Here is an 18207-nt window from a genome sequence, read left to right as displayed (position 1 = left end):
ACCAGAGACTACCAGCTGGACTTGGTGATCCCGGGGAGTTCGCCGTTGTGCGCCATCTCGCGGAAGCGGACGCGCGACAGACCGAACTTGCGGAGGTATCCGCGCGGGCGACCGTCGACCTGGTCGCGGTTGCGCAGACGGACCGGCGAGGCGTCGCGGGGCAGCTTCTGGAGTGCCAGACGTGCCTCCTCGCGCTGGTCGTCGGTGCTGTTCGGGTGGGTGAGCTGACGCTTGAGGGTGGCGCGACGCTCGGCGTAGCGCTCGACGACCTCGCGGCGCTGCTGGTCACGGGCGATCTTCGACTTCTTGGCCATGTGCGCTCAGCGCTCCTCTCGGAATTCGACGTGCTTGCGGATCGTGGGATCGTACTTCTTGAGCACGATGCGATCCGGGTTGTTGCGGCGGTTCTTGCGGGTCACGTAGGTGTACCCGGTGCCGGCCGTCGACTTGAGCTTGATGATCGGGCGGATGTCCTGTGCTTTGGCCATCAGAGCTTCACTCCCTTGGCGATGAGTTCATTCACCACGGAGTCGATTCCGCGGGCGTCGATGATCTTGATGCCCTTGGTGGACACCGTGAGAGTCACGGAACGCCGCAGCGAGGGCACGAAGTAGCGCTTCTTCTGAATATTCGGGTCGAACCGGCGCTTGGTGCGGCGGTTCGAGTGGGACACATTGTGTCCGAAACCGGGAACGGCTCCGGTCACCTGGCAGGTTGCTGCCATTTCTCTCCTCCAGTTTCACTAATGCCGACGGTCCACCGGACTGCCGGTTCCCCACCGGTCCGCGCACGGACCGTTCGGGGTGGACACGCCGAAGACATCACACATGATTCGACACCGGGCCGGCGCCTGCTGACTCCGCGGTGCGGAGGGCCGACATGCCTGCGCCCGGCGAAGGGCTCGTGTCCGTCAGTTCCGCACGCTCCCGCGGACGGGAGCGCACTTTCGTGACGAGATGTCTCATCAGCGCTGAGCTGAAGCCTGTGAGAGGGGGCCGAAGCAAGATGCAGCGCTCAATGAGCACTGTGTCGACGTCCGGCGATCGGATCCTCCACGCGACGCGGCGGATGCGCGGGCCGTGCGGGGGAAGCTGATCGGTCATCGATCGACACAACAGAAGACAATCTTATGGGAGCCCGGTCGGACCAGGCAAATCCGGTTGATCCCGCGCAGCGGACGTGCCACAGTATTCTCCATGGACTGCCCGCAGGCTGCCCACGGACCGAGGCCACGCACCCGATGAGACCCCTTCCTCCGGATGGCACGACGCCCGGCCGAGATCCGCGCAGACCCCGGATCCGCCCGGCACAGAGCGAGAACTGGGATCCCGATCGCCCGGCACGCATCGACGCACCCGCAGACGGGCGACCGGCACCCCGGGCGCTCCCGCATCCCACCGCGCCGTACCCGGCCCCGCCGGCTGTCCCCGCCCGCCTTCCCGGCTACTCCCTCCTCCGCCCCGAGCCCCGCCCCGCAGTCTGCTCCGCAGCCCGGGGCACCGGCGACGGGGCACTTCACCGGACCCGACGGCCTGGCCTGCTTCCGCGCCGCCGACGGCTCCGTCTACTTCCAGGCCGCCGACGGGCAGTACTACCCGCTGTCAGCACTCGACAGGTCCGCGACGGGCGGCACCGGGCAGACAGGCCACGACCGCAGCGACGTCGACCGGTCCACCTACTACGAGTACATCGCCGCGCACACCGGTGAGCAGCCCAACGCGGTTCCCGGCACGCACCCCGCTCCCGGTGCCGAGGCGCCCGCCGGGTCCGGCAGCGGCGGCACCCCGACCCGCGACAGAGGGGGCCGTCGCAGCGGCCCGCGCATCCTGCTCGCCACCGTGGCCGGTGTTTCGGTCCTCGCGATCGCGCTCGTGCTCGGCGGGAACTTCCTCGGCCCCGACAACGGCATCCGCTCCACCGAGATGCCCTCGGACAGCTCGCAGCCGCAGACCGATGCGGGAACGGGCCACGCCTCCGGCTCCACCGACTCCGCCGCAACCGCCGTGGCCGCCGGCGAGCAGCTCCGGTCGATCTCCGAGGACGACACCGCCCGGGCGATGGACGGGCTGCAGGACCGCTGGGTTGTGCAGCTGAGCGCCAAGCAGGACGGCCTGCGCACCGAGGGCCGCACCTGGACCGAGGAGGACATCCTCGAGGAGTTCGAGCAGAACCGTACCGAGCACCCCGAGGCGATGCTCCTGTGGAGCGGCGACTGGTCGACGTTCCGATTCAACGACTACTGGATCACCGTGCTCGACACGGGCTACGAGGACCCGCAGGAGGCGCTCGCGCACTGCCGCGAGCTCAGCATCGACCGCGACCACTGCTTCGCGAAGAAGCTGTCGACGACCGAGGGCCCGGACGAGGCCACGAAGCTCAATCCCTGAGCGGCCCTGCCCGGCAGGAGCAGGTCAGCGGTGAGGGTGCATGCCGGCGCGCACCCTCCTCGGCGGCCCCGGCTCAACTCATGGCGCTCGCACTGGGAGCGCACTGCGAGCGCACTGCGGCCGGGGTGCCGCAGGCGCGGCGCCCCGGCCGCTGCGGCGGCGGGCCCGGTCAGGACAGCATGACGAGGGGCTCTTCGAGCGCCCGGCCGATGTCGGCGAGGAACTGGGAGATCGCCGCCCCGTCGACGACGCGGTGGTCGGCGGACACCGACAGGGTCGTGATCTCGCGGGGGACGATCTCGTCGTCGACCACCCAGGGACGCTTCCGGATGCTGCCGAAGGCGACGATCGCCGATTCGCCCGGGTTGATGATCGGCGTGCCGGAGTCGACCCCGAACACCCCGACGTTGGTGATGGTGATGGTACCGCCGGCCTGGGACGCCGGGGTCGAGCGGCCGGCCCGCGCGGCCGCGGTGAGGCCGACGATCTCCTGCGCGAGTGCGCCGAGGCCGAGCGCGTGAGCGTTCTTGATGTTAGGGACGACGAGCCCGCGTGGGGTGGCCGCGGCGATCCCGAGGTTGACGTAGTGCTTGATGACGACGTCGTCGCCGTCGAGGACGGCATTGATGCGCGGGGTCCGCAGCGCCGCCCAGATCACGGCCCGCGCCACGACGAGCAGCGGGGAGACCTTGACGTCGGGGCCGAGCAGCTGCGTGGACTTGAGGTGGCGGACGAACTCCATGGTTCGGGTGACGTCGACGTCGAGGAACTCGGTGACGTGCGGGGCGGTGAACGCGGAGTCCACCATCGCCTTGGCCATCATCCGGTTGACGCCCTTGAGCGGCACGCGCTCCTCCGAGCCGGGCTGCGCAGCAGCGGCCGCGGCGCCGGCAGCAGCCGACGCCCCCGCACTGCCGGCCGGCGTCGAGGCGCCCGCCGGGGTCTCCTGTTCGGAGCCTCCGTCGAGGTGGGCGAGCAGGTCGGCGCGGGTGACCTCGCCCCGCGAGCCCGTGGCCCGCACCCCGGCGAGGTCGATGCCGCGATCCTTCGCGAGCTTGCGCACCGGCGGTTTGGCGAGCACCCGCCCAGTGGAGGAACCGGGGTCGGCCGGCCCGTCCGTCCGCGGCTGTGCCTCGGCCGGGGCGGCAGACGGGGCGGTCTCCGTGTCAGCGGCGGGCGCGGCCCGGGAGGCGGGCGCCTCGGGTGCGGGTTGTGCCGCGGCCTGCGGGGAGCCCGCCTGCTTGCGCGGGCGGCGCTTGGAGGACGCGGCCCTCACCCCGTAGCCCACGAGGTTGCGACCGGCCGTGCCGTCGCCGGTCTCCGTCGGCGCGGGGACGGCATCGGTCTGGTCCGGCGCGGGAGCACCCGGCTCCGCGACCGGGGCGGTGCCGGCCCCCTCGGATCCGTCGGAGCCCTCGCCGCCGAAGCGGACGATCGGGGTGCCGACGTCAACGGTCTCGCCCTCACCCACGAGGAGCGCCTCGATGGTGCCCGCCTGGGGGCTGGGGAGCTCGACGAGGGACTTCGCGGTCTCGATCTCGACGAGGATCTGGTTGACGGTGACGGTGTCGCCCTCGGCGACCTTCCACGCCACGATGTCGGCTTCGGTGAGGCCCTCGCCGACGTCGGGGAGGGGGAAAACGTTGGACATGAGTACCCTTGCTTGTCTGTCGTCGGGTGGTCGGTCGATCCTCGGGGCGGCCGGCGGCGCTCAGCGTGCTGCCGACCCGCGGCGCCCCGCCCACCGGGCCGGGGCGCCGGGGGCGGGCGGGCGTCAGTAGGCGAGTGCGCGGTCGACGCCGTCGAGGATCCGGTCGAGGTCGGGCAGGTAGTGGTGCTCGAGCTTGGAGCCGGGGTAGGGCGTGTGGAAGCCGCCCACCCGCAGCACGGGCGCTTCGAGGTGGAAGAACGCGCGCTCGGTGATCCGAGCGGCGATCTCCGCGCCGAGGCCCAGGAACACCGGGGCCTCGTGGGCGACGACGAGCCGGCCGGTCCTGCGGACCGAGGCCTCGATCGTGTCGAAGTCGATCGGGGACAGCGAGCGGAGGTCGATGAGCTCGATGCTCGTGCCCTCCTCCGCCGCGGCCGCGACGACGTCCTTGGCCGTCGGCATGAGGGGGCCGTAGGCGAGGAGCGTGAGGTCGGTCCCCTCGGTCACGACCTGCGCCCGATCGTGGGGCAGGCCGCGCTCGGCGGTGTCGACCTCCCCGCGCATCCAGTAGCGGCGCTTGGGTTCGAAGAACATCACCGGGTCCGGGCTCTGCACGGCCTCCTGGATCATCCAGTAGGCGTCGTGCGGCGTCGACGGTGAGATGAGGCGCAGCCCGGCGTGATGGGCGAACACCGTCTCCGGGCTCTCCGAATGGTGCTCCGGGGAGCCGATCCCGCCGCCGTAGGGCACGCGGATGACGAGCGGCATCTGCTCGTGGCCCTGCGTGCGGTTGTGGAGCTTGGCGAGCTGGGTGACGATCTGGTCGTAGGCCGGGTAGATGAAGGCGTCGAACTGGATCTCGATGACGGGCTTGTAGCCGCGGATCGCCATGCCGATCGAGGTGCCGACGATGCCGGATTCGGCGAGCGGGGCGTCGATGACGCGCGCCTCGCCGAAGTCCTTCTGCAGGCCCTCGGTGACGCGGAAGACGCCGCCGAGCTTCCCGATGTCCTCACCGATGAGGACGACCTTGTCGTCGTCCTCCATCGCCCGGCGCAGCCCGGCGGTGATCGCCTTGGACAGCGGCAGGGTGGTGAGCGAGGATTCGGGGGCCTCGGTCGTCGTGGTGTCTGCTGCCATGTCAGCGCCCCCCGTCCGTCGTGTCGGCGAAGGAGTCGAGGTAGTCGAGGTACGCGGCCTTCTCCTCGGCGACGAGGGAGTGCTCCCCGGCGTAGGCGAAGTCGAAGATCTCCGCGGGGTCGGGTTCGGGCATCTCCATGCACGCCTTGCGGATGCGTGCGGCCAGGGTGTCGGCCTCGGCGTCGACCTCGGCGAAGAAGCCGTCGTCGGCGAGACCCGACTTCTCGAGGTGGGCGCGCAGCCGACTGATCGGGTCCTTGGCCTTCCACTGCTCGGTGACAGCGGCGTCGCGGTACTTGCTCGGGTCGTCGGCGGTGGTGTGCGCGCCCATCCGGTAGGTGAAGGCCTCGATGAGCATGGGGCCGTGACCGGCGCGGACGCTGTCGAGCGAGGCGCGGGCGACTGCGTACATCGCGATGATGTCGTTGCCGTCGACGCGGACACCCGGCACCCCGAAGCCCTCGCCGCGCTTGAACAGCGGCACCGTGGTCTGCACGCTCGTCGGCTCGGAGATCGCCCACTGGTTGTTCTGGCAGAAGAAGAGGACGGGGGCATGGAAGGCGCCGGCGAAGGTCAGGGCCTCGGAGACGTCGCCCTGCGAGGTGGCGCCGTCGCCGAAGCACGCGATGGTGGCGCTGTCGCGCTCGAGGTCACCGGTGCCGACGTCCCCGTCGAGGCTGATCCCCATCGCGTACCCGGTGGCGTGGAGCACCTGGGAGCCGATGACGATCGTGTAGGTGTGGAAGCGGTTCTCCTGGGGGTCCCAGGCGCCGTGGTTCTGCCCGCGGAACATGCCGAGCAGGGTCTCCGGCTGCACGCCGCGGCACCAGGCGAGGCCGTGCTCGCGGTAGGTCGGGAAGACGAAGTCCTGCGGGCGCGAGGCCCGGCCCATTCCGATCTGGGCGGCCTCCTGGCCGAGCAGCGGGGCCCACAGGCCCAGCTGACCCTGGCGCTGCAGGGCGTTGCCCTCCGCGTCGACGCGGCGCACGAGCACCATGTCGCGGTAGAAGTTCCGGAGGTCGTCGTCGGTGAGTTCTGCGGCGAAGGCGTCGTACTCTCCCGAGCTCACGCGATCGCCTTCGGGGGTCAGCATCTGAATCATTCTCGGCTCCGAGTTCGTCTTCGAGTCGGGGGCCTGCGCAATGTTCGATGTCATACCAGTTCTCCTCATGTCGTGGCCCCCGGATGAGGGTGTCGTCCGGTCGCCAGCGGCTGTGGTGCCGTGATGCGGGTGTGCTCGGCGGCCCCGTGGTGGTGATGCATTTCACATAGTGGATATACGCTAACGGATTCATCGCACTCTGCAAAACTATGCGGCTCGCCTTCCCGGGCGCCTCCCGGCGCCCGTCCTCGCGGCGCGGCGGCATCGCTGCCCTCGGCCCGTCGGCACCGCGGCCGGTGCCCGCGGATACGCCTCACGCTAGGCACCGTCCGGCGTCGCTTGTCGAGGACTGCCGAGGTCCGATCGGGTTTTGTCATCTCCTCCACAATTGCTCGGACGTCGGAGTGAATCCCCTCGTCAGCGGCCTGGATCCGCAGCCGCGAGCGTGCTCAGCGGCGGGTGCCGACGGAGTCCTGCACCGATTCCACCTCCCCGGAGAAGAACCCGGCGCGGGAGTCCTGCCAGGCGAGCAGGCCCGGCTCCCCCTCCCGGTGGAGGCGGTCGATCGTCGCGGCGTAGACATCGCCGCCGTGGGCGAACCCGGGATTCGCGAGCACCTCGTCGATCTGGTCCTCCGTCCGCCCGGCGGACAGCTCATCGTCGCGCAGCGCGTCGGTGTCGAGGTCGACGGTGATCGTCGTCCAATGCGGCCGGTCCGGGTTCTCGCCGCCGTCGAGGTCGGGGACGAGGTCCTGCTCGTGCTCGATCGACAGCGTCGAGATCCCGTCGGGGATGTCGAAATCCGAGACCGGGCTCGCGACGGTGAGCAGGGCCGTGACGGAGACCGAGTTCCGGAACGCGGGGTCCGCCGCGAGGGAGGCCGCGGTGATGCCGCCCTGGGAGTATCCGACGAGCATGACCTCCTCGTCCGCGCCGATCCCGGCCTCGGCGACCGCCTGCCGCACGGTCTCCCGCATCGCTGTGTCGTGCCCGGCCACGCCCTCGACATTGGTCGTGAGATCGGTCGAGTTCTTCCCGGTGCGGGCGGACCAGTCGGTCGTCGCGGGCACGTACACGATCCACCGCACCGCGCCGTCGGCCCCGCGGATCCGCTCGATCTGCACCCGCCCGTTGTCCCTGCCGCGGTGACCGGCCAGCGTGCGGGCGAACAGCTCGGGGAGGCCGGCGGGCGCCCGGGCCGGCCGCCGGCCCGGGGAGCGCTCCGTGTGCGCGACGTCGACCCCGGTGCGACGCATGAGCCCGCCCGCCCGACCGCCGGCGATCACCCACTCGGTGACCGACTGCGAATCGTGCGGCCACGGCCCCCGGTCGCCGAACTGCGCCTGGAGTCCCGGCGGCACGCCGAGGAAACCGGCGACGAACCCGGGCAGCACGTGCTCGATGATCCGGGCGGCACCGTCGGAGCCGGCGAACAGCTCTCGCCCGAGGACGGCCAGACCCGCCGCGGTGACCTCCGGCAGGTCGATGCCGAACGCGTTCTCGAGGAGCTCGTCGAGACCGATCCGGTCGGCGATCGCGAGGACGACGCCGACGGTGACGAGGCCGCGGACCAGGACCGGGGCGAGGAGGGGGATCGCAGTCCGGACGGCGTGCCCGAGGACGTTGCCCATGGCCGTGAGCACCCTGTCGAAGAGACTCGCGGCGAAGTCCTCGGCCGCCCGGTAGGCGAGCACCGCCGCCCCGAGCGCGGTCCCGGTGCCGGCGAGCCGCCCCGACACCCCGGCCGCTGCGCCGAGGAACTCCGTGCTCCGCCGGGACACCTCGAAGGCGGTCGTCGGCGCCGTCACCGCGGAGAGCTCGAGCACGGGGTCGAGCTCGCTCCCGGCGCTGCGGAGGAAGAGCTCGGCGACCTCCTCGGCGTTCCCGCGCAGCTCCGCGGCGAAGTCGGCGAGGTCCTCGGTCCGCGCGCGGGTGCCGCCGGGCCCGCCGTGGGTGGAGACTCCGTGGCTCATCGACGACCCGTCCCGCACCGGCCGCCTCGACGGGAGTCACCGACGCCGGGCTCCCCGACGGGCCCTCCGGTCGCGCTCCCGCGGGTCTCCCCGGCCGCGGCGAGAACGGCGCGATGCAGATCGGCGCGGACCCGGTCACGCACCTGTGCGGCGAGGGGATGCGCGCCGAGCGCGGGTGCCGCCGTGCGCGCCACCGGCCCCGCCCCTCCCCTTCCGGGCGGGGACGCCGACCGGCCGATCGTCCACGGCTCCGGTTCGACCCCGCGGCACCCGAGGACGCCGAGCGCCGCCGCCGGGGTCTCGCGGGGGACGAGCTCGGCGATGAGCTCCGGCAGGCGAGCTGCCCGATCGACCCGGCCGAGCAGGCAGCCGCCACCGGGGTGGGTCGACCGGCCGTGAGCGTCCGTCCAGCGCCAGACCACGCAGCATGCGCGGTGGAGCACACCGGCGCTCACGACGATCCGGAGGCCCGGACCGAGCAGCTCGAACCCGCCGACCACCGGGGCCCCGCCGAGGATGAGCGAGGCCCGCGCGACCCAGGCCGCGGTCGGCCCGGCCGACAGCTCGGTCGGTGCCGGCTCGGGGTCCGACGGCCCGGCCGACAGCGGCCCGGTCGACGACGTGCCCTGTCCGCCCGGCCCGGGCCGGGCGGACAGGGCACAGCTCACAGCCGTGGGACGCTGGGTGTCCGGCCAGCCGGCCTGCAGATCCGGCGGCAGGGCGAGCACCTCCGCAGCGGAGAACGGGATCCAGCGCCTGTCCGGCCCATGCTCCCGAGGCGATTCCACGACCCCCTCCTCATGGCGATCCCCCTCCTCACAGCAGGCCCCCTCCTCACAGCACGAGCGCATCGGCGGGCAGCTCGGCGTCCTGCACCGCAGGAATATGACGCGCATAGGCGTCGACGACGGCGAGTGCGAGCTCCCGGAGCCGGTGGAGCTCGGTGACGCGGTCGGCGAGCTCGTCCCGGAACCTGTCCGCGGACGTCGACGCCCAGTCCGTTCCACCGCCGCGCAGACAGCGTTCGGCGATCTGCGCGAGGGAGTCCGCCACCTCCTCCCAGCCGCGCCGGTTCTTCTCGAGTTCGTCGATGAGCATGCGCTCACCGTGCACCGGGCCGCAGCCGCCCATCGAGCCTCCGGTGCTCCCTGTGGACGGACGTTGATCCGTCCACCGTCGGGAACCGCACGGGAGAGACCGCGATCCCCGCCCCGGGGTCGCAGGGGAGGCAGCCCTGTCCACAGGCCGCGCTCGCACCGGTCGCACGGCCGTGCGCCGATCACCCGTGCACCCGGCCCGCGGGCGTATCCGCTCACCCCTCAGCGCGCTCCGTCGCACCCCACAGCGCGCTCCGGCTCGCCCCCTCGATCACCCGCCGGTGCGCCCGCCGGACTCCCCTCCCACCGCCGGGACGCTCATGCGAAGATGTGGGCATGACTCGCGTGACTCTCGCCCAGCTCGATCCGACCATCGCCCTCGGACCCCTCGACGGCCGCTATCGGGCGGATGCCGCTCCGCTCGTCGACCACCTGTCCGAGGCCGCCCTCAATCGCAATCGGATCCATGTCGAGGTCGAATGGTTCATCCATCTGGCCGATGCCGGCGTGGTGCCGGGCACCCGCGCGCTCCTCGACGAGGAGCGCGCCCATCTGCGGTCGATCGTCACCGGCTTCGACCAGGAGACGATCTCCCAGCTCGCGATGTTCGAGGCCGTCACCGTCCACGACGTCAAGGCCGTCGAGTACGCGATCAAGGAGGCGCTGAGCCACGTCGGCGCCGAGGACCTGTCCGAGCTCGTCCACTTCTGCTGCACCTCGGAGGACATCAACAACCTGTCCTACGCCGTGGGCATCAAGGATGCGGTGGAGACCGTGTGGCTGCCCCGCGCGGCCGCCCTCATCGACGCGCTCGCGGCGATGGCGCTCGAGCTCGCCGACGTCCCCATGCTCTCCCACACCCACGGACAGCCCGCGACGCCGACGACCATGGGCAAGGAGGTCGCAGTGGTCGTCCACCGGCTCCACCGCCAGTACGACCGGATCGCGGCGACGGAGTACCTCGGCAAGATCAACGGGGCGACCGGCACCTATGCCGCCCACGCCGTCACCGTCCCCGACGCCGATTGGCCGCGGATCGCGCAGACGTTCGTCGAGGGGCTCGGCCTCACCTTCAACCCGCTCACCACGCAGATCGAGTCCCACGACTGGCAGGCGGAGCTCTACGCCGACGTCGCGCGGTTCAACCGGATCGCCCACAACCTCGCCACCGACATGTGGACCTACATCTCGATGAACTACTTCACGCAGATCCCGGTCGAGGGCGCGACCGGCTCGTCGACGATGCCGCACAAGGTCAACCCGATCCGCTTCGAGAACGCCGAGGCGAACCTCGAGCTGTCGTGCGCGCTCCTCGACTCCCTGGCCTCGACGCTGGTGACGAGCCGCCTGCAGCGCGACCTCACCGACTCGACCTCCCAGCGCAACATCGGCGTGGCGCTCGGCCACTCGCTGCTGGCGCTCAACAACCTCGTCAAGGGCCTCGACAAGCTCGCGATCAACACCGCGGCGCTCGACGCCGACCTCGACGCGAACTGGGAGGTCCTCGCCGAGGCGATCCAGTCGGTCATGCGCGCGGCCTACCTGCAGGGCGTGCCCGGCATGGACAACCCCTACGAGAAGCTCAAGGAGCTCACGCGCGGCCATCGGGTGGGACGCGAGGAGCTCGTGGAGTTCGTGCGCGGGCTCGGCCTGCCGGAGCCGGAGACGGAGCGGCTCGCAGCGCTCACCCCGGCGACGTACACCGGTCTGGCCGCAGACCTCGCCCGCGCGAAGGGGCGCGCCTGGCAGGAACGCAGCGCGGGCTGACCCTGACGACGGTTCCGGAGCAGTCCGGGCGACCGTGCACAGGAGCTGCGACATCCCGGGATCCCCGCGGAATCAGCCCATCCGCAGGGCGCGCATGACGTCGAGGGCGCCGGTCATCACCTGCTGGAAGCGAGCCGGGGAGAGGCGTCCGCCGGGTGCGAGCGGCACGAGAGCCTGGTGGGCGATCGTCCGGGTGCGGGTGAACTGGAGCAGGCCCTCCGGCCCGTGACGGTGCCCGAGCCCGGAGTCCTTCCACCCGCCCGAGGGAGCGTCGATCGACCCCCAGGCCGCGGCGAACGCCTCGTCGACGTTGACCATCCCGGTCTCGAGGCGCCGCGCGACGGCCATCCCGTGCCGCCGGGAGCCGGCGAACACGCTCGCGTTGAGACCGTAGGGGGTGTCGTTGGCCGCGAGCACCGCCTCGTCCTCACTGTCGACCGCGGACACCGCCACCACCGGACCGAAGGTCTCCTCCCGGCACAGCCGTGCGGACTCCGGCACATCGACGAGCACCGTGGGCTCGAAGAAGAACGGGCCGAGGTCGGGCCGCACCCGGCCGCCCGCGAGCACTCGGGCGCCGGCGGCCACGGCATCGTCGATGTGCTCCTGCACCCGATCGAGCTGCGCGGCCGAACTCAGGGTGCCGACCTCGGCCGAGTGATCGAAGGCCGCCCCCAGGGTGAGAGCCCGGGTCGCGGCCGCGAAGCGCGTGCAGAACTCCTCGTAGAGCGGCCGCACGACGTAGATCCGCTCCATCGACAGGCACAGCTGGCCGCTCGAGCTGAAGCTCCCGCGCACCGCGCCGACGACCGCGGCGTCGAGATCCGCGTCCGCACACACGATCATCGGGTTCTTGCCGCCGAGCTCGAGGACGGTGGGCAGCAGCCGGGCCGCCGCCTCGGCCGCGATGCCGCGCCCCGCGCGGGTGGACCCGGTGAAGGACAGCCCGTCGACGTGGTCGAGCAGACTCTCCCCGACCTCGGCGACCTCGCCGGGCACGAGCTGCCAGACGTCGGCCGGGAGTCCTGCCCGGATCGCGAGCCGCCGCACGAGCACGCTCGACAGCGGGGTCGCGGAGTCGGGCTTGTGGACCACGGCGTTGCCGGCGACGAGGGCGGCGAGAAGATCCGTGGCACCGAGCGACAGCGGATAGTTCCAGGGGCTGATGAAGCCGACGACACCGAGCGCGGACCGGTCGATGCGCGTGGTCGTCAGCCCCGGGATCGCGCCGCGCCGGGAGCGCGCCCGGAGCACCCGCGGGGCGGTCACCCCGGTGTAGCGGCACACGTTGTAGGCGTCGAGCACCTCGTCGTAGGCGTGCAGCCGCGCCTTGCCGTTCTCCGCCTGGATGACGTCGAGGACGAGCTCCTCGTGGGAGCGGATGAGGGTGTGGAGGCGCAGCACGACGGCGGCGCGCTCCCGCACCGGGCGGTCCGCCCAGGCCCTGCCGGCGATCCGGGCGGCGCGGGCGCGCACGGCGACATCGTCCGCCGTGCACCCGGCGAAGGTGCCGAGCAGCTCCCCGGAGAAGGGTGCCCTGACCTCGACCGGGGCGCCGGAGCCGGAGACATCGGCGAGCGGATCCCCGGCGAGGAACTCCCGCAGCCGCTCGGGCAGGGCGACCGGGTGCTCGGCCGAGGCGGTTGCAGGAGAGGCCGCGGAGGAGGCGGCAGCGGACCCGTGGTCCGCGGAGGAGGCGGCAGGAGTGGTAGCGGCAGGAGAGGTGCCGGTGTCGGCTGTGCGCTTCGCAGTCATCCCCCCATGATCCCAGACGCGCCCCCGGGATCACCCGACCCTACGCATGAGTAACAAATCGGGTCGCCGTCGATTAGGCCGGCGCCATGGTGAGTGCAGAGCTGCGCAGGGCCGTCGGCGATCTCGACGGGCCGTTCGGCGTCATCGATCGCGATGCCTTCGATCGCAACATCGCCGCGCTCCGCGCCCGTGCCGCCGGGCTCCCGATCCGGGTCGCCTCGAAATCCCTCCGCGCACCCCACGCCCTCGAACGGGTCCTCTCCGCCCCCGGCTACGGCGGGATCCTCGCCTTCTCACTGCCCGAGGCGCTCGATCTCCACCGGCTCGGCTTCCGCGACATCGTCGTCGCGTATCCGACCGTCCACCGGGAGGGTCTCCGCGCGCTGGCGGCCGACGCCGAGGCGCTCGCCCACATCACGCTCATGGTCGACTCGGACGAGGGCATCGATGTCCTGCTCGCAGCGCTCGCCCCCACTCACGGCCCCGCCGGTTCGACCGCCGCGCAGCCGCTGCGCCTGTGCCTCGACCTCGATGCCTCGCTCCGTCCGGCGCACCGATTCACCCGCGGTCGGGTGCACTTGGGCGTCCGCCGAAGCCCGGTGCGGGAGGTCGCCGAGGCGCTCGCCCTCGCCGGGCGGATCGTGGCCGACCGGCGACTCCGGCTCGTCGGCGTGATGTCGTACGAGGGGCAGATCGCCGGTCTCGGCGATGCCGGGCGCGGTGCGCATGCGCTCGCCGTGCGCACCGTGCGCCGGATGTCCGTCGCGGAGCTGCGCGAGCGCCGCACCCGGGTCGTCGCCGCGCTCCGCGAGGTCGCCGAGCTCGAGTTCGTCAACGGCGGCCGCACCGGTTCGCTCGAGACGAGCGCGGCCGAGGGCACGCTCACCGAGCTCACCGCGGGCTCCGGCCTGTTCTCCCCCGGCCTCTACGACACCTACCGCGGCTTCCGTCACGAGCCGGCGGCGTTCTTCGCCCTCCCCGTGGTCCGCAGGCCGGCCCCCGGCTGGGTGACGGTCGCCGGCGGGGGCTGGATCGCCTCGGGCCCGCCCGGGGACGACCGGCGGCCGACGATCGCCTGGCCGGAGGGCCTCGCCTACAGCTCCACCGAGGGCCCCGGCGAGGTGCAGACCCCGCTCCACGGTCCGGGCGCGGACACGCTACCGCTCGGCGCCCACGTCTTCCTCCGGCACGCCAAGGCCGGGGAGCTCGCGGAGCACCTCACCGGATTCCACATCGTCGCCGGCGGTCAGATCATCGACTCATGGTCGACGTATCGAGGTTCCGGATGGGCGCACTGACAGGTGCGCCGACGGGCGGGACCGGACGCGCCCGCCGCGTGAGCACCTGGTCGGGCACCGCGCATGCCCACCCCGCGGCGTTCCATGCTCCCGCCGACGAATCCGAGCTCGTCGCGGTCGTCGCGGTCGTCGCCGCGGCGAACGGGAGCGGGGAGCGGATCCGCGTCATCGGCGCCGGGCACTCCTTCACCCCCGTCGCACTCGGGACCGGGACCATGATCTCCCTCGACGCGCTGAGCGGGATCGTCGCCGTCGATGCCGCCACCCGGCGGGTGCGCTTCCGGGCGGGCACCCGGCTGCGCGACATCCCCGCGCTGCTCGCCCCGCACGGCCTCGCGCTGGCCAACCAGGGCGACGTCGACCCGCAGTCGCTCGTCGGCGCGATCTCCACCGGGACCCACGGCACCGGGCGCGGCTTCACCGGGTTCGCCGGGATGGTCACCGGCCTCACGCTCCTCACCGCCGACGGCGCGCGCCGCGAACTCTCCCGAGCCGCGGACCCCGACGTCTTCGACCTCGCCCGCCTCAGTCTCGGCGTGCTCGGTGTCATCACCGAGATCGAGCTCGCGTGCGTCCCGCGCTTCGACGTCGTCGCCCGCGAGCAGTCCGAGCCCTTCGACGATCTCCTCGCGACCTTCGTCGCCCGCTCCGCGCAGTGCGATCACCTCGAGTTCTACTGGTTCCCGCACACCGACCGAGCGCTCGTCAAGACGAACGTGCGGGTGGCCCCCGGCCAGGCGCCGCCAGCCGGGGTGTCCGCCGCCCGGCCCCGCCGCCGCCTCGCGCAGCTGCTGAACGAGGAGGTGCGGTCTACCCGCGCTTCGAGGACTTCCGGACCCTGCGGGCGCGCCTCGACCCGCACGCGGTGTTCGGCAGCGCCTACACGGATTCGCTGTTCGCCCCCGCGCGCTGACAGCCGTCGCCCGGGGTGGTCGGCCGCCTGGCGCGGCGGGCGCTCACCGGCCGGTGCGGCGGCTGCTCAATCGAGGATCCGGTACTCGAGCACCGGCCTGCCGGCGGAGCCGTAGCGCGGCCGGCGGTCGAGCGCTCCGGCGTCGGTGAGCGCCTCGAGGTACCGGCGGGCGGTGACGCGCGAGACCCCGATCCGGTCCCCGACCTCGGCTGCGGACATCGCGCTCCCGTCGGCGAGCACCCCGGTGATCTGCTCCTGCACCGCTTCCGGCACCCCTTTGGGGGCCGTCTTCGCCGGCGCGGCGCCGAGGGCCGCGAGCGCGGCGTCGACCTCGGTCTGCGTCATCTCCGCCCCGTCGCAGTCGGCGGCGAGCGTGGCCCGGTAGCCCAGGTACGCCTCGAGCTTGGACTTGAATACCGGGAAGGTGAAGGGCTTGATGATGTACTGCACGACACCCAGCGACAGCGCCTCCTGGACGACCTGCATGTCGCGGGCGGCGGTCACCGCGACGACGTCGACGGGGATGTGCTTGCCGCGGATCGCGCGGAGCAGCTGCAGCCCGTGGCCGTCGGGCAGGTTCATGTCGAGGAGGACGAGGGTGATCCGCGCCGGGTCCATGCCGATGATCTGGCCGCTGAGCGCGGCGAGCGCCTGCGTCGCGTTGCGGGCGATCCCGGCGACGTGGAATCCCTCGAGCCGATCGACGTACTGGGCGTGCGCCTTCGCGGCGACGCTCTCGTCCTCGACGACGAGGACTCCGACACCGTGATCATCGGTCTGCCTGTGCTGCGCTCCCATACTCGTCTCCAGCCTAATGGATTCCCTCGGATCCGGGCCGCGAGCCGGCTTCGGGCGTCGTCGCGGGCCCGATGGAAGACCCCGTCGCGGGCCCGGGCGCGGAGGCCGGCGCGGCATCGCGCGACACCCCGGACCCCGCGGCGCCTCCTGCGGCATCCCGCGGTTCCTCCGGCATCGCGACGATCGGCAGGCTGCCCGTGGGGACGCCGGACTGGCGGATCGGCGGTGTGCCGGGCAGCCACACCTCGAACGCCGCGCCCAGCGGGTCGCCCTCGCAGTCGGGCCCGCCGCGCACGTCGATCGCCCCGCCGAGGCGGCGCACCGCCTGCACGACGAGCGACAGCCCGACCCCGCGGGCACCGTCCTCGGTGCGGCCGGCGCCCGAATCCTGCTCGACGCCGTCGTGCTTGGTGGAGAAGCCGCGCTCGAACACCTGGTCCACGGAGTCCTCGGGGATGCCGGGGCCGTCGTCGGCGACCTCGACGGTGTAGCCGCGCTCCTCGGCTCCGGAGATCGTGAGGTACACCCGGCGGCGCTCCGGTGCTGTGCCGGCCCGGGACACCGCGTCGAAGGCGTTGTCGAGGAGGTTGCCGATCACGGTGACGAGGTCGCGGTCCTCGGCCGCCAGCCCGCCGGTCAGGCCGCTCGTGTCGACCTCGAGGTCGATGCCGGCCTCCTTGGCCTGGGAGAGTTTCGTGAGCAGCAGGGCCGAGAGCACAGGGTGGTCGAAGCCGCCGAGCAGGTTGTCCGCCGGCCGGTCCATCTGGTCGATCTCACGGGTGGCGAACTCGAGCGCCTGGTCGCTGTGACCGATCTCGATGAGCGACACCATGGTGTGGAGCCGGTTGGCGTACTCGTGGGTCTGCGAGCGCAGGGACTCGGAGAAGGACCGCACCGACACGAGCTCGCCGGACAGCTCCTGGAGCTCGGTGTGGTCGCGCATGGTGGTGACCCAGGTGTCCGGGGACTGCTCAGTGGGCTGCTGGTTCACGACAAGCACGTGGTCATCGGTGTAGTGGATCTCGTCGCGCGCCCAGCGGCCGCTGACGAGCAGCTCGCGCAGCGATCCGGGCAGCTCGAGGTCGGCGATCCGCACCGGGTCCCCTGTCCCGTCCGCGGGCAGGCCGACGAGTTCGGCGGCCTCGGTGTTGTGGAGGACGATGCCGTGGTTGCGGTCGACGAGGAGCAGCCCTTCGCTCACCGCCTGGAGGACGGAGGAGTAGAAGTCGAGCATCTCGCCGAGCTCCTGGGTCCCGTAGTCGCCGGTCACCCGTTTGAGTCCGCGGGAGGCGAGCCACACCGCGATCGTGCCCATGAGGATCGTCAGCGCACCGCTGCCGATGATCCAGCGACCCTGGGGGGCGAAATCGGCGCGGATGGAGTCGGCGTGGAGCCCGGTGGCGACGACGGCGGCGACCTCGGCGTCCGCGGCCGGTTCCTCCCCCGGGGGCGTGCTGTAGACGGGGGCGACGGCGTAGAGGGTGCCACCGGCCTCGCCGTCGACGAACTGGAGGACGGTGCGCCCGGAGAGCACGGGGTCGGGATCGATCGCGGCGAGGACCTCCGCGGCGGCCTCCTCCGTCGCCGGGCCGCCGGTGGCGGGGATCGTCTCCCCCGGGTCGCTCGTCCCGGAGCCGATCTCCGCCCCGCGCAGCGCATCGGCGGAGAACACCGCGAGCCGATCGAGCTCGTAGTCGGCCTTGACCGCGGTGAGGTAGTCGGTGAAGTCCTCGCGCCCCTGCGTGCCCTCGACCCACCCGGGGCCGGCCCCGGGGGCCTGCTCATCGGGGGAGTAGAAGGCGGAGTCGGCGAACAGCGCCTCGTGGACGGCCGGGGAGGCGGCGAGCGAGTCCGCGGAGGAGGCCAGGAGGCTCTGGAAGTGCTCGTTGTTCTTCTGCGAGAGCTGGATGTAGAGGATCGTCGTGGTGAGCAGCACGATGCCGAGGAACATCACGGTGATCGCGCGGAGGATCTGTCCGGCCACGCCGATCCGGAACCAGCGCAGCGGCCCCCTGCCGCGGCGGCGACGGCGATCGGGCCGGCGCCAGTGCACGGCCCGGGCGGACCGGCGGCGCGGTCGCTCGGGATCCCGCTGCGGCTCGCCTCCCGGTCCCGCAGGCGCGGCGCCGGGGACCTGCGCACGCGACCCGTCCTCCGGCTTCGGCTGCGGCACAGGCGGTTCGGGCAGATCACGGGCGCTCATGGGGACATTGTGCCGCAGTCCGCGCCCGGGCCGGGCCCATCGGGTCGCCGGATCGGCAGATGCGCGTGGTGGATCCGCCACGTCCCCGGGCCGGCGGCTACCCGGTTCCCCTCACCTCCCCGG

General features: G+C 72.4%; 16 protein-coding genes. 4 read left to right on the top strand and 12 right to left on the bottom strand.

The window, feature by feature from the left end; all coding sequences use genetic code 11:
* Positions 1 to 8: 8 nt before the first annotated feature.
* From rpsN to rpmB, 3 genes are read right to left on the bottom strand one after another with little or no spacing between them, the layout of a single operon-like run.
* On the bottom strand, positions 9 to 314 hold the full coding sequence (gene rpsN, locus FDF13_RS04405; RefSeq protein ID WP_137318596.1) for a 30S ribosomal protein S14: 306 nt from the start codon (positions 312 to 314) through the stop codon (positions 9 to 11).
* A gap of 6 nt (positions 315 to 320) precedes the next feature.
* Entirely contained in the window at positions 321 to 491 is a 171-nt protein-coding gene (gene rpmG / locus FDF13_RS04400) for a 50S ribosomal protein L33 (RefSeq protein WP_302630566.1), read from the bottom strand.
* Positions 488 to 724, bottom strand: a complete 237-nt coding sequence (gene rpmB, locus FDF13_RS04395; RefSeq protein ID WP_101652986.1) for a 50S ribosomal protein L28 — start codon at positions 722 to 724, stop codon at positions 488 to 490. The genes rpmG and rpmB overlap by 4 nt, the downstream gene beginning before the upstream one ends.
* Before the next feature lie 535 nt (positions 725 to 1259).
* On the opposite strand from rpmB, the gene FDF13_RS04390 reads away from it, so the two are divergent.
* Complete coding sequence (locus FDF13_RS04390) at positions 1260 to 2387, top strand: hypothetical protein (protein WP_137318595.1); 1128 nt, start codon at positions 1260 to 1262, stop codon at positions 2385 to 2387.
* A 169-nt stretch (positions 2388 to 2556) separates the two neighbouring features.
* Here FDF13_RS04390 and FDF13_RS04385 read toward each other — a convergent pair whose 3' ends face one another.
* From FDF13_RS04385 to FDF13_RS04360, 6 genes are all read right to left on the bottom strand, one after another.
* A complete protein-coding gene (locus FDF13_RS04385; protein WP_137318594.1) occupies positions 2557 to 4038 on the bottom strand; it encodes a dihydrolipoamide acetyltransferase family protein in 1482 nt (493 codons plus the stop codon).
* 123 nt (positions 4039 to 4161) lie between these two features.
* Complete coding sequence (locus FDF13_RS04380; protein WP_137318593.1) at positions 4162 to 5178, bottom strand: alpha-ketoacid dehydrogenase subunit beta; 1017 nt, start codon at positions 5176 to 5178, stop codon at positions 4162 to 4164.
* Between the two features lies 1 nt (position 5179).
* Entirely contained in the window at positions 5180 to 6334 is a 1155-nt protein-coding gene (pdhA, locus tag FDF13_RS04375) for a pyruvate dehydrogenase (acetyl-transferring) E1 component subunit alpha (protein ID WP_175406857.1), read from the bottom strand.
* A gap of 395 nt (positions 6335 to 6729) precedes the next feature.
* Complete coding sequence (locus FDF13_RS04370) at positions 6730 to 8253, bottom strand: hypothetical protein (protein ID WP_137318591.1); 1524 nt, start codon at positions 8251 to 8253, stop codon at positions 6730 to 6732.
* Complete coding sequence (locus FDF13_RS04365) at positions 8250 to 9041, bottom strand: hypothetical protein (protein ID WP_137318590.1); 792 nt, start codon at positions 9039 to 9041, stop codon at positions 8250 to 8252. The genes FDF13_RS04370 and FDF13_RS04365 overlap by 4 nt, the downstream gene beginning before the upstream one ends.
* Positions 9042 to 9087: 46 nt before the next feature.
* Positions 9088 to 9351, bottom strand: a complete 264-nt coding sequence (locus FDF13_RS04360) for a hypothetical protein (protein ID WP_137318589.1) — start codon at positions 9349 to 9351, stop codon at positions 9088 to 9090.
* A gap of 335 nt (positions 9352 to 9686) precedes the next feature.
* Between FDF13_RS04360 and purB the strand changes: the two genes are divergently transcribed.
* Positions 9687 to 11117 (top strand): adenylosuccinate lyase, encoded by a 1431-nt coding sequence (gene purB / locus FDF13_RS04355; protein ID WP_137318588.1) that lies wholly within the window; start codon positions 9687 to 9689, stop codon positions 11115 to 11117.
* A 72-nt stretch (positions 11118 to 11189) separates the two neighbouring features.
* On the opposite strand, the gene FDF13_RS04350 is transcribed toward purB, so the two are convergent.
* A complete protein-coding gene (locus FDF13_RS04350; protein WP_137318587.1) occupies positions 11190 to 12872 on the bottom strand; it encodes a succinic semialdehyde dehydrogenase in 1683 nt (560 codons plus the stop codon).
* An 86-nt stretch (positions 12873 to 12958) separates the two neighbouring features.
* Here FDF13_RS04350 and FDF13_RS04345 point away from each other — a divergent pair, with 86 nt between their 5' ends.
* Complete coding sequence (locus FDF13_RS04345; protein WP_137318586.1) at positions 12959 to 14170, top strand: alanine racemase; 1212 nt, start codon at positions 12959 to 12961, stop codon at positions 14168 to 14170.
* Positions 14158 to 15198 (top strand): FAD-binding protein, encoded by a 1041-nt coding sequence (locus FDF13_RS04340; protein ID WP_137318585.1) that lies wholly within the window; start codon positions 14158 to 14160, stop codon positions 15196 to 15198. The genes FDF13_RS04345 and FDF13_RS04340 overlap by 13 nt, the downstream gene beginning before the upstream one ends.
* Here the strand turns inward: FDF13_RS04340 and FDF13_RS04335 are convergent.
* Positions 15150 to 15881, bottom strand: coding sequence for a response regulator (locus tag FDF13_RS04335; RefSeq protein WP_137318584.1), 732 nt, complete (start codon positions 15879 to 15881; stop codon positions 15150 to 15152). The two genes, FDF13_RS04340 and FDF13_RS04335, sit on opposite strands and share 49 nt — an antisense overlap.
* Before the next feature lie 13 nt (positions 15882 to 15894).
* Complete coding sequence (locus tag FDF13_RS04330) at positions 15895 to 18084, bottom strand: sensor histidine kinase (protein ID WP_137318583.1); 2190 nt, start codon at positions 18082 to 18084, stop codon at positions 15895 to 15897.
* Between the last annotated feature and the right edge of the window lie 123 nt (positions 18085 to 18207).

The sequence above is a fragment of the Brevibacterium sp. CS2 genome (assembly GCF_005280295.1).
Taxonomy (GTDB): Bacteria; Actinomycetota; Actinomycetes; order Actinomycetales; family Brevibacteriaceae; genus Brevibacterium; species Brevibacterium pityocampae.
The sequence above is the reverse complement of the archived record's forward strand: the minus strand, read 5'-3'. Positions and strand labels throughout refer to the sequence as shown.

What these genes read in the sequence shown, in the direction of transcription:
- rpsN (WP_137318596.1), bottom strand. Translation starts at nt 314, where the DNA reads ATGGCCAAGAAGTCGAAGATCGCCCGTGACCAGCAGCGCCGCGAGGTC.
- rpmB (WP_101652986.1), bottom strand. Translation starts at nt 724, where the DNA reads ATGGCAGCAACCTGCCAGGTGACCGGAGCCGTTCCCGGTTTCGGACAC.
- FDF13_RS04390 (WP_137318595.1), top strand. Translation starts at nt 1,260, where the DNA reads ATGGCACGACGCCCGGCCGAGATCCGCGCAGACCCCGGATCCGCCCGG.
- FDF13_RS04385 (WP_137318594.1), bottom strand. Translation starts at nt 4,038, where the DNA reads ATGTCCAACGTTTTCCCCCTCCCCGACGTCGGCGAGGGCCTCACCGAA.
- FDF13_RS04380 (WP_137318593.1), bottom strand. Translation starts at nt 5,178, where the DNA reads ATGGCAGCAGACACCACGACGACCGAGGCCCCCGAATCCTCGCTCACC.
- pdhA (WP_175406857.1), bottom strand. Translation starts at nt 6,334, where the DNA reads ATGACATCGAACATTGCGCAGGCCCCCGACTCGAAGACGAACTCGGAG.
- FDF13_RS04370 (WP_137318591.1), bottom strand. Translation starts at nt 8,253, where the DNA reads ATGAGCCACGGAGTCTCCACCCACGGCGGGCCCGGCGGCACCCGCGCG.
- FDF13_RS04360 (WP_137318589.1), bottom strand. Translation starts at nt 9,351, where the DNA reads ATGCTCATCGACGAACTCGAGAAGAACCGGCGCGGCTGGGAGGAGGTG.
- purB (WP_137318588.1), top strand. Translation starts at nt 9,687, where the DNA reads ATGACTCGCGTGACTCTCGCCCAGCTCGATCCGACCATCGCCCTCGGA.
- FDF13_RS04350 (WP_137318587.1), bottom strand. Translation starts at nt 12,872, where the DNA reads ATGACTGCGAAGCGCACAGCCGACACCGGCACCTCTCCTGCCGCTACC.
- FDF13_RS04345 (WP_137318586.1), top strand. Translation starts at nt 12,959, where the DNA reads ATGGTGAGTGCAGAGCTGCGCAGGGCCGTCGGCGATCTCGACGGGCCG.
- FDF13_RS04340 (WP_137318585.1), top strand. Translation starts at nt 14,158, where the DNA reads ATGGGCGCACTGACAGGTGCGCCGACGGGCGGGACCGGACGCGCCCGC.
- FDF13_RS04335 (WP_137318584.1), bottom strand. Translation starts at nt 15,881, where the DNA reads ATGGGAGCGCAGCACAGGCAGACCGATGATCACGGTGTCGGAGTCCTC.
- FDF13_RS04330 (WP_137318583.1), bottom strand. Translation starts at nt 18,084, where the DNA reads ATGAGCGCCCGTGATCTGCCCGAACCGCCTGTGCCGCAGCCGAAGCCG.